The 17,975-nt window shown below is 69.1% G+C and carries 12 protein-coding genes; 4 read left to right on the plus strand and 8 right to left on the minus strand.

The features are described 5' to 3' along the window. Nucleotides 1–6: 6 nt before the first annotated feature. The 3 genes from ACIDOF_RS27675 to ACIDOF_RS27685 are packed head-to-tail and all read right to left on the minus strand — an operon-like array spanning nucleotide 7 to nucleotide 3,843. On the minus strand, nucleotides 7–1,506 hold the full coding sequence (locus ACIDOF_RS27675; protein ID WP_409008838.1) for an aminobutyraldehyde dehydrogenase: 1,500 nt from the start codon (nucleotides 1,504–1,506) through the stop codon (nucleotides 7–9). 25 nt (nucleotides 1,507–1,531) lie between these two features. Continuing rightward, complete coding sequence (gene dapA, locus ACIDOF_RS27680) at nucleotides 1,532–2,425, minus strand: 4-hydroxy-tetrahydrodipicolinate synthase (RefSeq protein WP_409008839.1); 894 nt, start codon at nucleotides 2,423–2,425, stop codon at nucleotides 1,532–1,534. Between the two features lie 38 nt (nucleotides 2,426–2,463). Continuing rightward, nucleotides 2,464–3,843 (minus strand): flavin monoamine oxidase family protein, encoded by a 1,380-nt coding sequence (locus ACIDOF_RS27685; RefSeq protein WP_409008840.1) that lies wholly within the window; start codon nucleotides 3,841–3,843, stop codon nucleotides 2,464–2,466. Between the two features lie 425 nt (nucleotides 3,844–4,268). Between ACIDOF_RS27685 and ACIDOF_RS27690 the strand changes: the two genes are divergently transcribed. Next, nucleotides 4,269–4,913, plus strand: coding sequence for a GntR family transcriptional regulator (locus ACIDOF_RS27690; RefSeq protein ID WP_409008841.1), 645 nt, complete (start codon nucleotides 4,269–4,271; stop codon nucleotides 4,911–4,913). Nucleotides 4,914–5,088: 175 nt separating this feature from the next. Here the strand turns inward: ACIDOF_RS27690 and ACIDOF_RS27695 are convergent, their stop codons facing one another. Together ACIDOF_RS27695 and ACIDOF_RS27700 are read right to left on the minus strand one after the other, a co-directional pair. Continuing rightward, a complete protein-coding gene (locus tag ACIDOF_RS27695) occupies nucleotides 5,089–7,122 on the minus strand; it encodes an FAD-dependent oxidoreductase (RefSeq protein WP_409008842.1) in 2,034 nt (677 codons plus the stop codon). A 44-nt stretch (nucleotides 7,123–7,166) separates the two neighbouring features. Next, the gene (locus ACIDOF_RS27700) at nucleotides 7,167–8,513 is read right to left on the minus strand and encodes an MFS transporter (RefSeq protein ID WP_409008843.1); all 1,347 of its coding nucleotides are present in this window, start codon (nucleotides 8,511–8,513) and stop codon (nucleotides 7,167–7,169) included. A 420-nt stretch (nucleotides 8,514–8,933) separates the two neighbouring features. Here ACIDOF_RS27700 and ACIDOF_RS27705 point away from each other — a divergent pair, with 420 nt between their 5' ends. Then, nucleotides 8,934–10,796, plus strand: a complete 1,863-nt coding sequence (locus tag ACIDOF_RS27705; protein ID WP_409008844.1) for a helix-turn-helix domain-containing protein — start codon at nucleotides 8,934–8,936, stop codon at nucleotides 10,794–10,796. A 432-nt stretch (nucleotides 10,797–11,228) separates the two neighbouring features. Next, nucleotides 11,229–12,677: an alanine/glycine:cation symporter family protein gene (locus ACIDOF_RS27710; protein WP_409008845.1), complete on the plus strand. Its 1,449-nt coding sequence runs from the start codon at nucleotides 11,229–11,231 to the stop codon at nucleotides 12,675–12,677. A 131-nt stretch (nucleotides 12,678–12,808) separates the two neighbouring features. Here ACIDOF_RS27710 and ACIDOF_RS27715 read toward each other — a convergent pair whose 3' ends face one another. After that, nucleotides 12,809–13,474: a GntR family transcriptional regulator gene (locus ACIDOF_RS27715; RefSeq protein WP_409008940.1), complete on the minus strand. Its 666-nt coding sequence runs from the start codon at nucleotides 13,472–13,474 to the stop codon at nucleotides 12,809–12,811. A gap of 287 nt (nucleotides 13,475–13,761) precedes the next feature. Between ACIDOF_RS27715 and ACIDOF_RS27720 the strand changes: the two genes are divergently transcribed. Then, nucleotides 13,762–15,153 carry a protoporphyrinogen/coproporphyrinogen oxidase gene (locus ACIDOF_RS27720; RefSeq protein ID WP_409008846.1) on the plus strand — a complete coding sequence of 464 codons (1,392 nt, stop codon included), beginning with the start codon at nucleotides 13,762–13,764 and terminating at the stop codon, nucleotides 15,151–15,153. A 294-nt stretch (nucleotides 15,154–15,447) separates the two neighbouring features. Here the strand turns inward: ACIDOF_RS27720 and ACIDOF_RS27725 are convergent, their stop codons facing one another. Continuing rightward, entirely contained in the window at nucleotides 15,448–16,500 is a 1,053-nt protein-coding gene (locus ACIDOF_RS27725; RefSeq protein WP_409008847.1) for a proline racemase family protein, read from the minus strand. Between the two features lie 61 nt (nucleotides 16,501–16,561). Then, complete coding sequence (locus ACIDOF_RS27730) at nucleotides 16,562–17,938, minus strand: MFS transporter (RefSeq protein ID WP_409008848.1); 1,377 nt, start codon at nucleotides 17,936–17,938, stop codon at nucleotides 16,562–16,564. Nucleotides 17,939–17,975: the final 37 nt, after the last annotated feature.

The following is a 17,975-nucleotide window of genomic DNA, read 5'->3' on the forward strand; positions in this document are numbered from 1 at the left end:
CGCGGCTCAGCGCCCGTGGTGGTGCATGACGTGCTTGGTGCGCGAGTAGTCCTCCAGGGCGTAGACGGAGAGGTCGCGGCCGTAGCCCGAGCCCTTGAAGCCGCCCCAGGGGAGCTCGTTGGCGAGCACCAGATGCGAGTTGACCCAGACCGTGCCCGCATCAAGGCGTGCGGCGACGGCGTGGCTGCGGCGCGCGTTCTCCGTCCATACGGAGGCGGCGAGACCGGCGTCGACGTCGTTGGCGCGGCGGATCGCCTCGTCCTCGTCGGTGAACGTCTCGATGCTGACGACGGGGCCGAAGACCTCCTCGCGGGTGATCTCGGCGCCCTCGGCTACATCGACAAGGACAGTCGGGGCGATGAAGTAGCCGGGCTTGTCCTCTTCGAGGGCCGTGCCGCCGACCACCGCACGTGCGCCCTCGGCGACGGCGCGGTCAAGGTGTCCGCGTACCCGGTCGTAGTGCTGCTTGGACACCAGCGGGCCGATCTCGATGGACTCGTCCGCGCGCGGGTCGCCGACGGTGATCTGCTCGATCTCGCGGACGACGTGAGCGGTGAACTCCTCGGCCACGGAGGCGTGTACGAGGACGCGGCAGGCGGCGCCGCACTCCTGGCCGGAGTTCCAGTACCCGGCCGTACGCAGTCCTTCCGCGGCTGCCTTGAGGTCGGCGTCCTCGAAGACGAGGAACGGGGCCTTGCCGCCCAGCTCCAGGTGGGCGCGCTTCACGGTGTCGGCGGCGGCGCGGGCGACGGCCTGGCCACTGCCGGTCGAACCGGTGAGCGCGATCATGGCGATGTCGGGGTGGCGCGCGAGCCGGTCACCGACGACCGAGCCACGGCCCGTGACGACGTTGAAGACACCCGGCGGCAGCAGGTCCGCGATCAGCTCGGCGAACTTCAGGGTGGACAGCGGGGTCTGCTCGGACGGCTTGAGGACCAGGCAGTTCCCGGCGGCCAGGATCGGCGCGATCTTCCAGGCGCCCATCAGGAGCGGGTAGTTCCACGGGGTGACCGCGCCGATGACGCCGAGCGGCTCGCGCAGCATCAGCGAGGTGTGGTCGGCAACGTATTCACCGGAAGCCAGGCTGCTGCCGGTGGCACGCAGGGCACCGGCCATGAAGCGGAAGCCGTCGGCGGTCATGCCGATGTCGTCGCGGGAGACCGCGAACGGCTTGCCGGTGTCGGCGGATTCAAGGCGTACGAGGAGATCGGCATGGGCGTCGACCCGGTCGGCGACGGCCATGAGGAGGTCCGCGCGCTCCTTGGGTGTGATGCGAGCCCAGGCCGGGTGGGCTGCGCGGGCTGCGGCCACGGCGCGGTCGGTGTCCTCGACGGTGCCGAGCGGCACGCGGGCGAGGAGTTCCTCGGTGGCCGGGTCGAGCACGTCGGTCAGTGCGACGCCGGGCTCGGTGAACTTGCCGTCGATGAAGTGGCCGAGCGGGGGCAGCTCATCCGCGTTGATCAGCGGTGCGGTGCCGGCGTCGGGACGGCGGACGGTGAACGTCATGTTGTGGCTCCCTCTGGTCGCAGTCTCAGACGGTCAGGTGCGGAAGGTCGGCGAGCGCGGCTCGGATGCGCTCGCGGTGCGCGGCCTCGACGGGCAGCAGCGGCTCGCGGGGCTCGCCGACGGACAGGCCGATCTCCTGAAGGGCGGCCCGGACGCCCTGGATGAAGGGGCCGCCGGTCATCAGGGCGTCCATGAGCGGGAAGATGCGCTTCCAGCGCGCACGGGCCAGCTCCAGGTCGCCCGCGGTGAGGGCCTGGTGGACGGCGACGAGGTCGGCAGGCATGACGTTGGCGGTGCCGGCCATGACACCGGCGGCGCCCTCGGCGACCGAGGCGAGCAGCAGGCTGTCCCAGCCGAGGAAGGTGTCGATGACGTCGCCGTGGCGATGGATCAGCTGGCCGGCCTGCGCCATGTCGGCGCTGGTGTCCTTGATGTACTTGATGTTCTCGACCTCGCGGGCGAGCGCGCCGACGGTGTCCGCGTCGAGGTTCACGCCGGTGCAGTCAGGGATGTTGTACAGCATGACCGGGATGGACACGGAGTCGGCGACGGTGCGCAGGTAGCGCAGCGTCTCGTCCATGGTCAGGGCCTCGTAGTACGGGGCGACGACCATGACGACGTCCGCGCCGGCCCTCTCGGCGTGCTGGGTGAGGGCGACGGCCTCGCGGGTGGCGACGGCGCCGGTCTGCGCGATGACCGGGACGCGGCCGGCGGCCTGGTCGACGACGGTCTCCACGAGCAGGCGGCGCTCGTCACCGGTCATGGCGGCGAACTCGCCGGTCGAACCGCCGGCGACGACGCCGGAGACGCCCCCGTCGATCGAACGGTCGACGAGCACGCGAAGCATCTTCTCGTCGATGTCACCGGCCTGGTTGTACGGGGTGGCGAGGGCGGTCAGGATGCCGTTCTGCAGGGTCATGACGTGGTTCTCCTTGCTGGGGCGAGCGGTGGTGGGGTTCAGGAAGAGGCGGCCAGTCCCGCGCGGGCGGTCTGCCGGTCCGTGCCGACCAGGGCGCGCACGTCGGTGGCGGCGTTGAGACCGGACTGGATGGCGGTCTCGGTGTAGAGCGATCCCAGGTAGTCGCCGGCGAGCAGGACGCGGCCGGTGCGGCGGGTAAGAGTGGGCTGCAGCTTTCCGCGACCGGGGAAGCAGTACGGGGCACCGAGCGGCAGCCGCCAGATGTGCGACTCGACGACGTCGGATGCGACGCCCGGCAGCACCTGGTCGAGGTCCTGAAGGTAAGTACTCCTGATGCCCTCGTCGTCCATCTCCATCAGGTTGCGGGCGAGCGTGCCCGGCGAGAACGTCATCAGGCTGGAGCCGGGGTGCCGCTCGCGGCTGTAACCGTGCTGAATGTTGGACATGTTGAGCACGACGTTGAAGGACCGCTTCGGGGTCGCGATGCCGTACGCGTTGTCCCAGGGACGCCGCTCGGTCTCGTTCGTCAGGAACGCGGCGCTGACGTACGGCCCGTACTGGATCTTCGAGAGTGCGTCCCGTACATCCACGTCCAGGTCGGGGGCGATCCGGTGGGTGACGGGGGCCGGGGTGGCGAGCACGGCGGTACGCGCCTCGACCTCCAACTCGTGGCCGTCCTGCTGGTAGCGGACGACAACCGAGTCCTTCTTCTGCACCACTTCGTGCACGGCGGCGCCAAGCTGCACACGGTCGCCGAGCGCGCCCGCGATGGTCTCGGTGAGAGTGGAAGGGCCGCCGACGATGGAGTTCGACAGTCCTGCGCCGATGTTCCACACGAGGCTGAAGTAGCCGACCCCGGCGCCGGCCGAGATCTGGTCGATGTCTCCGGCGGAGCGGGTGACGGTCGGCTCGAAGAGGGCCTGGGCGTCGGCGGGGATGTCGCCGATGAACTCCTTGAAGCTGATGTCGTTCATGAAGTCGTAGACCCGCTGCTGCCGTTGGGCCTCGCTCTCACCCTTGCGTCGGCCGACGATCCGGGCGTACTTGCCGACCTTCGTGAAGACCTTGGCGCCGGTGGTGAGCATGCCGATACGGGCAGACATCGGCATCGGGATGCGGAACGGGTACGTCTCCACCCGCCCCTTGAGCAGCAGCTTGCCGTTCATGTGCAGACCGGAGAGCGATCCGGGGACGGGAACGGCGTCGACGCCTGTGTTGCCGAGCAGCCACGAGGTGGCGGAGTCGCCGCCCGCGTAGACGTGGCCACCCCAGTTCAGGAAGTAGCGGCCACGCTTCTCGGAACGGACGCGGCCGCCGACCCGGTGGTCCGATTCCAGGACCAGAGCGTCGAGGTGGCGCAGCCGCCAGGCGGCGGAGAGTCCGGCGATGCCACCGCCGACGATGACGACGTCTTTCATGGGAGGTGCCCCCTGATCTGCGACGGGTCGGGCCCGCCTGGTGCGTTGGGAGTGCTGGTGGGGACGCGCGCCGGCAGATGAGCCGCGCGGCGATCTGCGGGTCACACTAGAATGTGATCACAGATCACACAATAGGTTCCGGGTGGGACTTTCACGGATCACAGCGATGGGACGTGAGGGTCGTGGCCGAGCCCCTGACAGGCCCACCCTGTGCGCGTGGCGGGCCAAGCTGCGGCAGGTGACGCTGCCGCCGAGGGTGCCGTTCGGGATGTTGACGCACACGTAGAGCTGCCCTCCTCCGGTCGAGGAGCGGCCCGGCCAGACTAGGATGTGATCAGACATCACACAATGGGTCCGAGAACCTACCGGCCGCTGAATAGGATGCGTTGGTGGATACGTCAAAACGCCTGGAACCAGCTCCCTCCATGGCCGACCGTGTGTACGCGGTGCTGCACGAGTCGATCATGAGCGGGGAGTTCCCCGTCGGCTATCGCCTGCGCATCCGCGATCTCGCGGCCCTGGTCGGCACGAGCGAGATGCCCGTACGCGAAGCGATCCGCCGCCTGGAGGAGGCAGGCTTCGCCGAGCGCGTCCAGCATCGGGGTTCCGTGGTGAAGGGCCTTGACCTCACCGAGCTGGTGCACGCCTACGACGTACGTCTCCTCCTCGAGGTCGAGGCCACGCGGCTCGGCGCCCTGCGCATCGACAAGGCGGGCATCGCCGAGATGCAGGAGGGCCTGGCGAGAATGCGCGAGGCCATAGCGGACGGCGGAGTGATGGAATACCTCGACCGAGACGAGGCCCTCCTCGACGTCCTCTACAAAGCCTCCGGCAATCCGGTCCTGGTCGAGACGGTGCGCGCCCTGTGGGGGCAGTGCCGCGCCTACAAGACGGTCGGCGCCCGTTCCGCACTCGCCAAGCCCGCCGACGACGCGCTGTGGCGTCACCAGGAACGCCTGGTGCAGGCAGTCGAGGCGGGCGACGCCGAGGCGGCGGCCGCGGCGACGCGCGAATCGTTGGCGAGCGCGATCGGCCGCATCAAGGCACAGCTGAGGGAACAGCGGAGCTAGGGCCTCTGGTGGCAGGCCCGGGCCGAACCCCGGTCGCACCCCTCGCCGTTGTGGTCGTCCGCGAGGACCGCGGTGGCGCTCGCCGAGCCGTGACCGAGGACCGACGGCCGGACACACGCCCGGCTTCGACCGCGCCACGTAAACGAATGCCTCGCCGGCCCCGGTCCGATACACGTCAGATGGCCCGGCAGAGGCGAGCTGCGTCGAGCATCGCCGCGTGCACGTTCCGGCTCGCCACCGCGTCGCCGATCCGGAACAGCTGGAACGCGCCCTGTTCATTGTGTACGAGGGCCTGGGGCTCACAGGCCAGGAGTGCGTTCAGGTCGACGGCGCCCTGGTTGGTGGACACGTCGAGCAGCTCGTCGTAGAGCTCCTGGACCGGATCGGTGCCCATCTCGGCGACGACCGCGTCGAAGGTACGGTGCTCGCGGTGCGGGAAGCCGTCCACCCCGAACTCCGCTTCCAGGCCTTGCCCGCACTTCGCGACTCCGTGCAGGCGTCGCAGGACCGTGGTCGTGACGCCGTTCTCCGCAAGGGAGTTGACATATCCGGATGCGGTGAGCGACCCGACGTCGGGCGACATCGTCCGTTCCGGCGTGACGAGCTCGACGGTCGCTCCGCCGCGTACCAGGGCCTCCACCGCGTCGAGTGCCTGGTTGCCGCCGTGGTCGTCGTACACAAGAACGTGGCCGCGCGGCTGCCACGCTCCGGCCAGGATGTCCCACGTGTCGTGGACCATCTCGGCGCCCGGAATGCGCGGCGCCGTGGGGGTTCCACCGGTCGCGACGATCACCACGTCCCAGGCCCCGTCGAGGAGGGCCGCCCTGTCCACGTACGAATTCAGGTGCACCGGCACGCCCAGGCGAGCCAGCTCTTGCGTACGCCAGTCGACGATGCCGCGCAGGTCGCGGCGGCGCGGGGCCTTGGAGGCGAGAAGCAGCTGGCCGCCCGCCTGGCAGCCGGCCTCGAAGAGGTGGACTTCGTGGCCGCGTTCGGCGAGGACGCGGGCCGCCTCCAGGCCGGCAGGCCCGGCGCCGACGACGGCCACGCTCTTGCGCGTGTCCGCCTTCGCGATGCGCTGCGGCACCTCCAACTCCCGCCCCGTGGAAGGGTTGTGCATGCAGTACGCAGCACCCGAGGTGTAGATGCCGTCGATGCACATGTTGGCGCCGACGCAGGGACGGATACGGTCGGTGTGCCCGTCCCTGACCTTGTTCGGCAGCTCCGGGTCGGCCATCAGGGCCCGCGTCATACCGACGAGGTCGAGCAGCCCCTCCGCCACGGCGTACCGCGCGGTGGCGACGTCACCGATTTTGGCGGCGTGCATGACGGGCACCGACAGCTGCTTCTTGATCTGCCCGGCGAACTCCAGGTGCGGTGAGGCCGGGGTGGCCATCGGAGGGATGGCGCGTGCGAGGTCCGCGTCGGTTCCGATGGAGCCCTTGATCAGGCTGATGAAGTCGATGCCCGCCGTGGTGATGTCCTGGGCGATGCGCAGTGCTTCGTCGGTCTCCAGTCCACCCTCGCGCTCCTCGTCGAAGGTCATGCGCGCACCGACGACGAAGTCCGGGCCCACCGCTTCCCGCACGGCGCGGATGACCTGGAGCGGGTATCGCATGCGGTTCTCGTACGAGCCGCCGTACTCGTCGTCGCGGTGGTTCCAGAACGGGGTCCAGAACGCGTCGAGGAAGTGACCCCAGGTCATCAGCTCGATGCCGTCAAGGCCCGCCGACTTGCAGCGCTGGGCCACGTCGACGAAGTCCTGAAGCACCCGGTCGAGGTCCCACTGCTCGGCGGCCCTGGTGAACGCGCGGTGGGCGGGTTCACGGACGTTGCTCGCCGAGACGGCGGGAATCCAGTTGTCCGTGTAGTTGCTGGTGCGGTGGCCGAGGTGGGTGAGCTGGGTCATCACGGCCGTGCCCTGGTCGTGCACCTCGTCGGCGAGTTTGCGCAGCCAGGACTCGGACTCGTCCTTCCACAGCTGCAGGTTGCCGAACGCGGGCGCACTGTCCCGGCTGACCAGGGCGCTGCCGCCGATCATGGTCAGTCCGACCCCGCCGCGTGCCTTTTCGACGTGGTACGCGCGGTACCTGTCCTTGGGCAGACCGTCCTCGCTGTACGCGGGCTCGTGCGACGTGCTGACGATGCGATTGCGCAGGGTCAAACTCTTCAGGACGAAGGGTGCCATCAGCGGGTCGTCGGCGGTCATCCCCTACCTCCTCGGTCTGTCTCGGTCATGGCACGTCCGATCGGTCAGGCCTCAGCAGGACTGACGGCGGATTCCCTGCGGACGCGGGGCTCAAGGGAAGCGGCCTCGTGGAGGGCCAGGCCGCGGGTCTCGGGCGCCCAGATCATGGAGACCAGCGCGCCGATCAGGCTGATCGCGGAGGCGGCGAGCATCGTCCCGCCGATGCCCCAGCCGGTCAGCGCGAGCGGTACGAGGTAGGTGCCGACGGCGGCGCCGATGCGGCTGGCTGACGAGGCCAACCCGACGGCGGAGCCGCGCACTTCGGTCGGGAACAATTCGTTGGGGTAGATCCACTGCAGGATCTGCGTGCCGCCGATGATGATCGCGTACAGGGCGAACAGCGCCATCACGACGGTCGAGGGCGCGTCGGGGAACAGGCCGAGGAGGAGCAGGGCAGCGCCGGACCAGACGAAGCTGTGGATGACCAGCGGACGCCGGCCGATGCGGTTGACCATCACCAGGGCCACGATGCAGCCGATCAGGAACATGACCGTGATCAGCGCCTCGCCGATGTTGCCGAGCCCGCCCTCCAGGTGCAGCGCGTCAAGGATCTTCGGCCCAAAGGCGTAGATCGCGAAGAGCGGGACGACGGAGCAGGTCCAGAAGACGGTGATGTACAGCATCCGGCCGCCGTAGCCCGAGCGCAGGATCGCCTTCAGGTCGACGTTCTCACGCTCTTCCTCGGGCAGATCGGCGAGGCCGGCATCCGGCCCGTAGACCTGCTTGATGACGGCCTCCGCTTCCTGGGTGCGGCCCTCCTTGGCCAGCCAGCGCGGGGACTCGGGCGTGCCGTGACGCAGTAGCACGATGACCGTGGCGGGCAGGGTCGCGCTGGCGAGCATCCAACGCCAGGCGTCGTCACCGCCGTAGGACAGCAACACCTCGCCGACGATGTACGCCGTAGCCGCACCGACAAACCACATCACGACCAGGCCGCCGAGCAGCGGACCGCGGTACTTGCGGGGCGTGAACTCAGCCAGCAGCGACGTCGCGATCGGATAGTCCGCACCGACCGCCATACCGATCAACAGACGCAACACGAACAGCCACACCGGATCCGTCGCCCAGAACTGCGCCACGGAACAGACGATGATCGCCACCAGATCGATGGTGTACAGGAGTTGACGCCCGAACTTGTCGGTCAGCCAGCCCCCCACGAACGCACCGAGGAAGATGCCGATGAGGGCGGACGCACCGATCAACCCCTGTGCAGAGTCGGAGAGTTGAAGCTGCGGCGTGATCTGCACCATCGCGACACCGATGATGCTCAGCACATAACCGTCAAGGAACGGCCCCCCGGACGAGTACAGAGCCAGTTTCTTGTGGAAGCGCGACAGGGGCGCGTCATCCACTCTGTTTCCTGCAGATGCAGTCATCACAGCCTCCGGGGGCGGTGCCGGGTCCGCCGTACGGGGGATCGGTTCCGGTCCAGATCGAGGTTGATGTGGGTCGTGCAGGCTCGAACAGGCCTCCGTCGGAGGGTGGTGTCCGGCCTGGAACGCGGTGCTCTCCATGTGCCGCCGCTGCCGCCGTGCACCGAAGTGGACGGCCAGGCGGGAGCTCACGGGTCAACCGCGCTTGTTCCTGTCGCTCCGGACGGACGGCGCCGAGGCGATGCGGGAGAGGCGTACTCGGAGTGTCTTGAGGGCGCCTTCAGCGTGGCCGCCGGATGACACGAAGTATGTGAAGGCGAAGGGCGGCCAACAATGCCCTCGAGCCGGCATCCACCGGTAGAGGGTCGCTGATTCAAAACATCGCCTACAGTTGGAGGCATGGCCGGCCGACCCCGCGACGCCGTGGTCCTGACCGAGGACGAGAGGGCCACGCTGCTCCTTTGGACCCGTAGCCGCACCTGCTCGCAGGCGCGGGCGCTACGCGCGCGGATCGTACTCGCCTGCGCGGACGAACCCACCAACACAGCAGTGGCCGAGCGGCTCGGCATCTCGCGCGGCATGGTCGGCAAGTGGCGCGGCCGCTTCCTCGCCGACCGCCTCGACGGCCTCGACGAACAAGCACGCCCCGGCCGCCCGCCCGCGGCCGACGACGACACCACCGCGCACGTCCTCGTGCGCACCCTCACACCGCCACCGGGACCACGGGAGACGTGGTCCACACGCTCCATGGCGGCCGAGACCGGTCTGAGCCAGAGCACGGTCAGCCGCATCTGGCGTACGTACGGCATCCGTCCAGGGGCCCGCGACGGGGCTGCGCCACGCCGTACCTGGTCCCTGCCGGGCCGGGCGGAGGAGGTGGTCGGCCTGTTCGTCGCGCCGCCCCTGTGCGTGCTTGCCGTGACGATCAAGAACGGGACGTCTGGCGGCGACGGCAGCACGCCCGCGACCGCTGTGACCCGGCTGTTCGGCCCGGACCGGGACGTACCGCATGTCCTCGCGGTGGCCGGAGCGTTCGCGGAGCTGCGGGGCGGGCAGCACCCCCAGGAACTGTCGGAGGCAGACCGCCGCGCACTCCACACGTTCGTCGATCAGGCCAGGGCGCGGGCGAGCTCGAGCGCCGTCGTGCACCTGCTGGCCCACGGTGTGCCGACCGAGGCCCCCGGCTCGGCGTACGAGGCGGCCGAGCGGTCGGACGCGACCGGGACTCCACGCATCCGCTGGCACTGCACGCCCAGCCTCGCCGCGTGGACCGGCGAAGCGCTGCGCATCCTCTCGCCTGAAGTCCAGCCGCCGAACGAGGCTGCGCACGAACTTCCCCGGCTGCGCGACGAGTTGCTGACCTGGTCGACCACCTGGACCCGCTCGGCCGCCCCCTTCACCCGGATCTCCGCACCACGACCGCCGTACGACGCCCCTGTTATCTGCATGCCTGACAGTGACTCGAACGTTTGGGAATCGCGCACACACGAGGTGCCCACCGCTCCCATGGTGCCCCAGGTCACAGCCACGGATGCCACCCCAGGAGCCCCTGTCACCACGGACCCGGTCGTGGGCGCCCTGCGGGAGGCGCTGCTCGACGGGCACCACGTACCCGGTGAACGCGTACGGGAGACCCCGCTCGCCACCCGCCTCGGCGTGCCGCGCCGCGTCGTCCGCACCGGCCTGCGGGCACTGGCCGACGAAGGCATGCTCGACCTGCTCCCGAGCGGCGCCACCGCCATGCCGACCGTCACGCCGAAGGACGTCCTCGACCTCTACGCTCTGCGCGCCAGCCTCGGCGCACTGCTCATCCGGCGCGTCGCCATGCTCGGGATCGGTCAACTCGCCCCGGCCTCAAAGGCGCTGGCCGAGGTGCGCGGCGCCGCCGACAACGGGGACCATATCCGCATCCGCGAGGTGGACCTGCGCTACCAGGACGCCTTGGCCCGGATCGCGGACCTGCCGCAGGCTGCCCACACCTTCGAGCGCCTGACGGCCAGGTTGCGCATGTTCGTCACCCTCCTGGACATGGACTACAGCCACGCCTGCGACACCATCGCCAATGAGGACGGCGCGATTCACGACGCCCTGCGCAACGCCGACGGCAACGAGGCGGCACGGCTGTGGCGCGTCAAGATCGAACGCTGCGTCCGATTCATGATCGCCCAACTCCCGGAGGACGACGTGGCTCCGCACCTGTGGGCAACGTTGGCGGGCCGCCCGCATCTGCACCGAGAAGCCGTACGGGGCGCACCGCACTGACCACGCCCACCGGGCAGCAGTGGCACCCAGCCGGCACGGCAAGTACACGTGATCGGGCCGAGGCGGCAGACGCAGAACTCGGCTGAGCCGGCCTCCAGGGCCAACTCCCCTGCACGGCAAGACCTTTCACGGATACGCGAAGCGAGGCGCATCCGACCTCGACCATCGCGCAGCACCGAATGCAACTGCCCGGTCACTGCGCAAGGTCTTGTGTGATCAGAGATCACAACCTAGGGTTCCGCAGAAGTCGAGCGGCAGCCACCAGCTGCCCCAGGCATGTGAATCCGTCCCTGCCTGCCTTCTCGCGCCCCATGCGCACCGCCAAGGGCGCACTCTCCCCGGCCCCGCTCTCACACCAGGCCGGTGGGTGGTGCCCCACCTCCCCAGGCCGGTCCCGTCCTGCCGGACGTCCAGAACGCCGGAGTCTTCGACATGGAAACGCTCTCCACCATCAGCGGTTGGATCTGGGATCCGATGGCCTACTTCGCCTTGGGTATCGGGGTCTTCTTCACCCTGCTCACCAAGGGCGTGCAATTCCGCCGCCTGCCGGACATGATCAACCAACTGAGGTCCAGCAAGTCCGGCGACGGCGGGCTCTCCTCGTTCCAGACCCTTGCGCTGACCCTCGCCAGCCGCGTCGGCGTCGGCAGCATCGCGGGTGTCGCCACCGCCGTGGCCGCCGGTGGGCCGGGCGCGATCCTGTGGATGGCGATCACCGCGCTCGTCGGCTCCACCTGTGCGTACGCCGAGGCCGTCCTGGCCCAGGTCTACAAGCGCCGGATCCAGGGCGAGGACCGCGGCGGGATGCCGTACTACATCAAGTACGGCCTGAAGGCTCCGACGCTGGCCGCGGTCGTGGCCGTGGTGACGCTGATCGGCTACGGCTTCGTCTTTCCCGGCATCCAGGCCAACAACATCGGTTCCAGTGCCGAGTTGGCCTTCGGCCTCGAACCGTGGATGACCGGCCTCGCCGTCACCGCCGTCCTCGCGGTCGTCATCCTCGGCGGCACCCGCCGCATCGTGAACGTGGCGCAGGCCGTCGTTCCGTTCATGTCGCTCGGCTACGTGCTGACGGCCGTCGTCGTGATCTCGCTCAACCTGGAGAAGGTGCCCGAGGCCGCGGTGCTCATCGTCTCCAGCGCCATGGGAACGGACCAGTTGTTCGGGGGACTGATCGGCTACGCCGTGGCCTGGGGTGTGCGCCGTGCCGTGTTCGCCTCGGCACTCGGCCTGGGTGAGGGCACGTTCGCCTCCGCCGCCGCCCGCACCACGCACCCCGGCAAGCAGGGCATCATCCAGGCCTTCAGCATCTACATCGACATCCTGCTGATCTGCATGGCGAGCGGCTTGATGATCGTCATCACCGGCGCCTACCACGTGAAGGACCCGGCCGGCGGCTTCCTCGTCAACAACGTCCCGGGCACCGTCGCCGGCCCGAACTTCATGCAGGAGGCCATCGACACAGGCCTTCCGGGCTGGGGCTCGGTCTTCGTCGCCATTGCGATCCTGCTGTTCGCGTTCACCTCACAGGTGTTCTTCTTCTACGTCGCCTCGACCAACCTGGTGTTCCTGCTCGGCGAGCGCCGCAACCGCGCCCTTGAGGGTGTCCTGAAGGCCGGCGCCCTGGGCATCAGCTTCGTCGGCACCGTGATCAGCGCCGAGACCATGTGGGCAGCGGGCGACATCGGCTACGGCCTCATCGGCTGGCTGAACATGGGCTGCGTCCTGCTCCTCACCCCGGTCGTACGCAAGGTGATCCGCGACTACGACCGGCAGCGGCGTGACGGGCTCGACCCCGTCTTCGACCCGGAGCGCCTGGGCATCGGCGGTGCCGACTACTGGACCGAGAACAAGGTCAGGGAGACCGAGCCGGCAGCCTGAAGCTCCCCGTCAGGGCCGCCTCCCGGCCCGACCGAAAGCAGGGACGGATCGGGTGGCGGCCTCCCGCCCGTTCCGTCCCCCCAAGGGGGTGCCCGCCGGAGGTCGGGCGCCCCCTTCCGTCGTTCCCCGCCCTACTTCGGCGCCTGAAGCTGCGCCCGGATCCGATCGGTGGCCTTGACCAGCGACTCCTCGGTCAGTGCAGCCGCGGCTTCTGCGTCCTGCGCCTCCACGGCCGCGACCAGACGCTCCTGGTAGTGCCACAGCTCATCGCCGGGCTTGTCGATGGACGCACGCGCACCAACCGTCTTGTACGCGCGGCAGTGCTGCCACAACGTGCTGATGGTGCTCAGCAGTACCGGGTTGCCGGAAGCCTCGTAGAGCACCGAGAGAAGCGCCTCGTCGCTGTCCAGGTAGGCAGTCACGTCGCCGTCGGCGACGGCCCGGCGCAGCTCCCCCAGCTCCTCTTGCATGGCCGCGATGCGCTCGGCTTCGATCCGCCGAGCGCCGGAGCGAGCCGCCTCCACCTCGAGGAGTCGCCGTACGTCGTAGACGTGGGCGAGCTCGGTGAGCTGGAGCCCCTTGACCACGGAGCCACGGTGTGGGACACGCTCGGCGAAGCCGGCCTCCTCCAGGCGCCGGATGGCCTCACGCACCGGCATCTCGCTGGTGCCCACCTCGGCGGCGAGGTCGCGGATGCGCAGGCGGTAGCCGACGGGGAACTGCCCGCTCGTGATGGCCTCGTGAAGCACTTCGTACACTCGGTCGGCCATGGACGGGGACGGCTCCACGCGCTTCATATTCACGGCTGAATCATAGGCAGTGCGGTCTTGTCGGCGGCCAGTCGCGCCGCTCTGCTCTGCTCCTCGGGCGGTCACGCGGCCACCGTGAATCCGATGCATGTATTTCCCCCCAACCCTTGAGTGATCTGTGATCAGATCCTACTGTGAGGGGCAGTCGCGTCCGCCGCCCAGCACCTCTCGCTCTCCGGCTCGACCCGACTCTTCCCGCCGTGTCCGGGCTCCCCCCTCAGTTGATCGAGCACCTCACCGCACACGGTCTCAGCGTTGAGGAAGGGGAATTCCCCATGAAGGACGTGGTCATCGTCGGCGGTGGCATCGCCGGCCTCTCCGCCGCGTGGCGTCTGCGCCACTGGGACACACTGCTCCTGGAGTCCGAGGGCCGGGTCGGCGGACGTATCCGCTCCGAGCGGCGCGGACCGTACTTCCTCAACTGGGGCGGCCACGTCTACGCGGGCGGAAATTCCGCGACCGGTTGGCTCCTGAACAGCACCGGTGTCGAGGCGATCGACGTGCCCGGTTCGTTGTCCGGCCTCTCGATGAACGGCAAGACGATCATCAAGGGCCGCGTGGAGACGTACCCGTTCCGCATCCCGATGACGCTGCAGGCGCGGATCGGGATGGTGAAGACCGGGGCCAAGGTCGCCCTGTCGGTGGCGCGGTACGCGCGTATCGTCGGGCAGCGCAAGGGCGAGACGGCCGCCGAACGGCAGCAGCGGATCTACGACTTCCTCAACGACTGCTCCTTCAAGGACTTCATCGGCGACGTCCCCGCCGACACCCAAGCCCTCTTCGAGCCCACGGTCACACGCTCCGCGGCCGACATCGACCAGTTGTCCGCAGGCGCGGGCGTCGGCTACTTCAGCCTGGTCTGGGGCATCGGCGGCGGCCTCACGAAGAGCATCGTCGGAGGCCCCTCCACGCTCACGGAATCGATCGCCGCCTCCCTCGGCGAGAATCTGCGGCTCGAGGCCCACGTCGACGAGGTCGTGCACAGGAAGAACTCCGTCGTCGTCCGCTACTGCGAGAATGGCGTCGACCAGGAGGTGGAGGCCCGTGCCGTCGTCCTCGCCACCCCTGCGACGGCCGCGCACCGCGTCGCCGTCGACCTCGACCCCGAGGTCCGCGGGGCCCTGTCCCAGGTGGTGTACGGGCCCTACGTGAGCGCAGCGTTCCTGTCCGACGAGAGGGGGCGACGGCAGTGGGACGACGCGTACGCCATCGCCACCCCCAAGCGGTCCTTCAACGTGGTGCTCAACATGTCGAACATCGTCCGCGGCCACGAACGCGAACGGCAGCGCGGCAGCAGCCTGATGACGTTCTCCCCCGGCTCCCTCGCCCGCGGGCTGGTCGATCACGACGACGACACCATCCGCCGCATCTACCTCGACGACCTCGACCAGGTCCTCCCCGGCTTCCCCGAGCACGTCGTCGAGGCGGAAGTGCAGCGCTTCCCGACCGGGGCCCCGTACTGCTTTCCCGGACGGGCGAAACTCCAGCCCGCGCTGACCCGGCGCGGTGGCCGCGTGTTCCTGGCCGGCGACTACCTCGGGACGCTCTACACCGAGACGGCGATCTCCTCCGGCCTCTCCGCCGCCCACGAGGTGCGCAGCATCCTCGCCACCGACCGACAGACCGCGCGCCGAGCCAGGGACAGCGCCCTTGCCGACACCCCTTGACCCGACGCGCCCCGCATGCTCGCACTCGAACTTCGGCCAGGCGTACGGCACTTGCTGCACCAAGGGGATTTGGCGGTCCCGGAAACACACAGCCTCGTCCAGCGAGGAGGGGTGTCTCGCCGGTCAGTTGCGGATGACGCCCACCCTGCGGACGGCGCCGGCGTCCAGGTCCCAGGGTTAGTCGAAGAGCTCCGCGGGGAACGTCCTCTCGGCGTGCGCCCGGATCTCCCTCGTACGGGACGTACTTGGGTGATCCGGGCGTGCGGGCCTGAGCGAGTCCCACGGCACCCGGGCTCAGGCCCAGATGTCGCCGATCCGGAATCCGTCGACGAACGGATCGTCCGGGTCGAGTACATGGGTGCTGTACCCGGAGATCCAGGCCTGTCCGCCGATGGTCGGCACAACCCCGGGGTAGGGCCCGACCTGCACCTCTCGGACAAGTTCGCCGGTGTAGACCGTGCCGAGGACGCCTTCGTGGCGGAAGGGCTGGTTGAGCTTCAGTTCGCCCTTGGCGTGCAGGGTGGCCATCCGTGCGGACGTGCCGGTGCCGCACGGGCAGCGATCGACCGAGCCCGTCCACGTCGCCGGGTCCGCGAAGTCCACCGGCCCGCTCGCCACCGTCACCGCGTTCCTCATGTCGGCGGCCGGATTGCGCGTGGGGCCGGAGAGTTGGGAGATGGTGATGCCGATGCCCGGGTAGTCGGGGTGCGCGACCGGCAACTGGTCCTGCGCGGCGCGGAGGATCAGCGAGGAGACGCGGGTGATCTCCCGACCGTGGGACGGTACGAGCTCCAGCCCCTCGAACTGGCGCACGTCCGCGATGACGTAGAACATGCCACCCCAGCCGACATCTACGGTCACCTTGCCGAGTTCGGGAACGTCGATCTCCGCGTCGAGGTGCGCGGCGAAGGCGGGGACGTTTTCGAACGTCACTTCCTTCACTTTGCCGTTGCGGCACTCTGCCTTGATCCCGATGAGTCCCGCCGGGGCCTCCAGCTTGAACTCGGTGCAGGGCTCCTGCATCGGGACCATGCCGGTCTCCAGGAGGACTGTGGCGACGGCGATGGTGTTGCCGCCGCTCATCACGGGGTACTCGACCTGCTCCATGATGATGAAGCCGGCTGCGGCCTCCGGGTGCTTGGGCGGAACGATGAGGTTGCAGCACAGGGGCGGGTAGCCCCGCGGCTCGCGCAGCATGAGCTTGCGCAGCTGATCGTCGTTCTCCTCGAGCCACTTCATCTGCTCGTGGACGGTGTCGCCGGGGATGTGGGGGACTCCCCCGGTGATGACGCGCATCGGCTCACCCGAGTGCGTCTCGACCGCGTGGATCATTCGCTTGAAAGACATGGTGACTGCTTTCCTTTGCTGCCTCTGGCGCGGGGCGGCGGCGGTACGAACTGCGGTGCTGCTACGGGACCTTGACGGTCTCGGTGGCCGTGTGCCGTGGCCCGACAGCGGCCGATTCGTGCAGCGGCTTGCCCTTGGTCTCGGGGGCCCAGGCGACACACATGACCATGCCGACGGCCGCGATACCGGCGCCGACGAGCATCGAGGGGCCGAGGCCGATGGTGTCCAGGCCGAGCGGCAGAAGATACGTGCCGGCGGCCGCGCCGATCCGGCTGATGGAACTGGCCACGCCCATGGCCGAGGCGCGAATGTGGGTGGGGAACAGCTCGGTCGGATAGATGTACTGGAGGATGTTGCCGCCGCCGAGCGAGAGCGCGTTGACGATGAACATCGTGATGGCGAGCGCGGCGGCCATTTCCGGATACAGGCCAAGCGCCGCAAGGGACAAGGCCACTCCCGCGAAGGTCCAGATGATCACCGGCCTGCGCCCGTACGTGTCCACCCACCGGATCGCCGGCAGGCACCCGGCCAGTGTCACGAGGCTCACCACCACGGACCACAGCAGGGCGGTGTTGCCCTGCTCGAAGCCGTACTCGCCGAGGATCACCGGGTAGAACGTCCAGATCGCGAAGGCGGGTGCGACCTGGCACATCCAGAAGCCGCCGGCGAACATGGTGCGTCCGAGGTAGCCGCCCTTGAAGAGCTCGCTCAGCCGGGCGCTCTTCGGCGGTTCGCTCTCCGCCAACTGCGTCAGTTCCGCGTCCGTCGGGTAGCGCCCGAAAGCCGTGTTGATGGCCTCGCGGGCCTCTTCGGGGCGGTTGTGGCTCAGCAGCCAGCGCGGAGACTCGGGCGTACCGAGCCTGCCGAGCAGCAGCGCGACACCCGGCACCGCGGCGCTTGCCAGGACCCAGCGCCACATCTCATCGCCTCCGGTGGCGGCGACCACGTATCCGACGAGGTAGGCCGCGGACGCACCGACGAACCACATGGCGACCAGAGCGCCCATGGTGCGGCCGCGCCGGTTCGACGGCAGCCACTCGGAGAGCAGTGCGGTGGCAATCGTGTGGTCCGCCCCGACGGCGAGCCCGGCGACGAAGCGGAGGGCTATCAGCTGCCACGCCTCGGTCACACCGAGCGACAGGGCCGAGGCCACCACGAGGACGACCAGGTGGATCGTGTACATGGCCTGCCGCCCGACCCGGTCGGTGAGCCAGCCGAAGACAACCCCGCCGACGAGCACGCCGACCAGGGCGGCAGCGCCCACCATGCCTTCGAGGAAGGTGGTCAGCCCCAGGTCCTTGTCCGCCCCGGCGATGGCCACACCGATGATGCTGAGGATGTAGCCGTCGAGGAACGGCCCACCAGAGGAGAGGAAGAACAGCTTGCGATGAAATCGACCGTAAGGCTGCTGGTCGATGATCGATGGAGATTGGTCCACGGGAAGGGCTCCTGCGGTGTCAGGTCCGCCACCCGCT

Origin of the sequence: Streptomyces sp. Da 82-17 (assembly GCF_046098215.1) — a bacterium.
GTDB lineage: Bacteria > Actinomycetota > Actinomycetes > Streptomycetales > Streptomycetaceae > Streptomyces.

Excerpts from the sequence above, each read along its gene's own strand:
- ACIDOF_RS27690 (WP_409008841.1), top strand. The coding sequence starts at position 4,269 with ATGGCCGACCGTGTGTACGCGGTGCTGCACGAGTCGATCATGAGCGGG.
- ACIDOF_RS27685 (WP_409008840.1), bottom strand. The coding sequence starts at position 3,843 with ATGAAAGACGTCGTCATCGTCGGCGGTGGCATCGCCGGACTCTCCGCC.
- ACIDOF_RS27710 (WP_409008845.1), top strand. The coding sequence starts at position 11,229 with ATGGAAACGCTCTCCACCATCAGCGGTTGGATCTGGGATCCGATGGCC.
- dapA (WP_409008839.1), bottom strand. The coding sequence starts at position 2,425 with ATGACCCTGCAGAACGGCATCCTGACCGCCCTCGCCACCCCGTACAAC.
- ACIDOF_RS27725 (WP_409008847.1), bottom strand. The coding sequence starts at position 16,500 with ATGTCTTTCAAGCGAATGATCCACGCGGTCGAGACGCACTCGGGTGAG.
- ACIDOF_RS27695 (WP_409008842.1), bottom strand. The coding sequence starts at position 7,122 with ATGACCGCCGACGACCCGCTGATGGCACCCTTCGTCCTGAAGAGTTTG.
- ACIDOF_RS27715 (WP_409008940.1), bottom strand. The coding sequence starts at position 13,474 with ATGAAGCGCGTGGAGCCGTCCCCGTCCATGGCCGACCGAGTGTACGAA.
- ACIDOF_RS27720 (WP_409008846.1), top strand. The coding sequence starts at position 13,762 with ATGAAGGACGTGGTCATCGTCGGCGGTGGCATCGCCGGCCTCTCCGCC.
- ACIDOF_RS27675 (WP_409008838.1), bottom strand. The coding sequence starts at position 1,506 with ATGACGTTCACCGTCCGCCGTCCCGACGCCGGCACCGCACCGCTGATC.
- ACIDOF_RS27705 (WP_409008844.1), top strand. The coding sequence starts at position 8,934 with ATGGCCGGCCGACCCCGCGACGCCGTGGTCCTGACCGAGGACGAGAGG.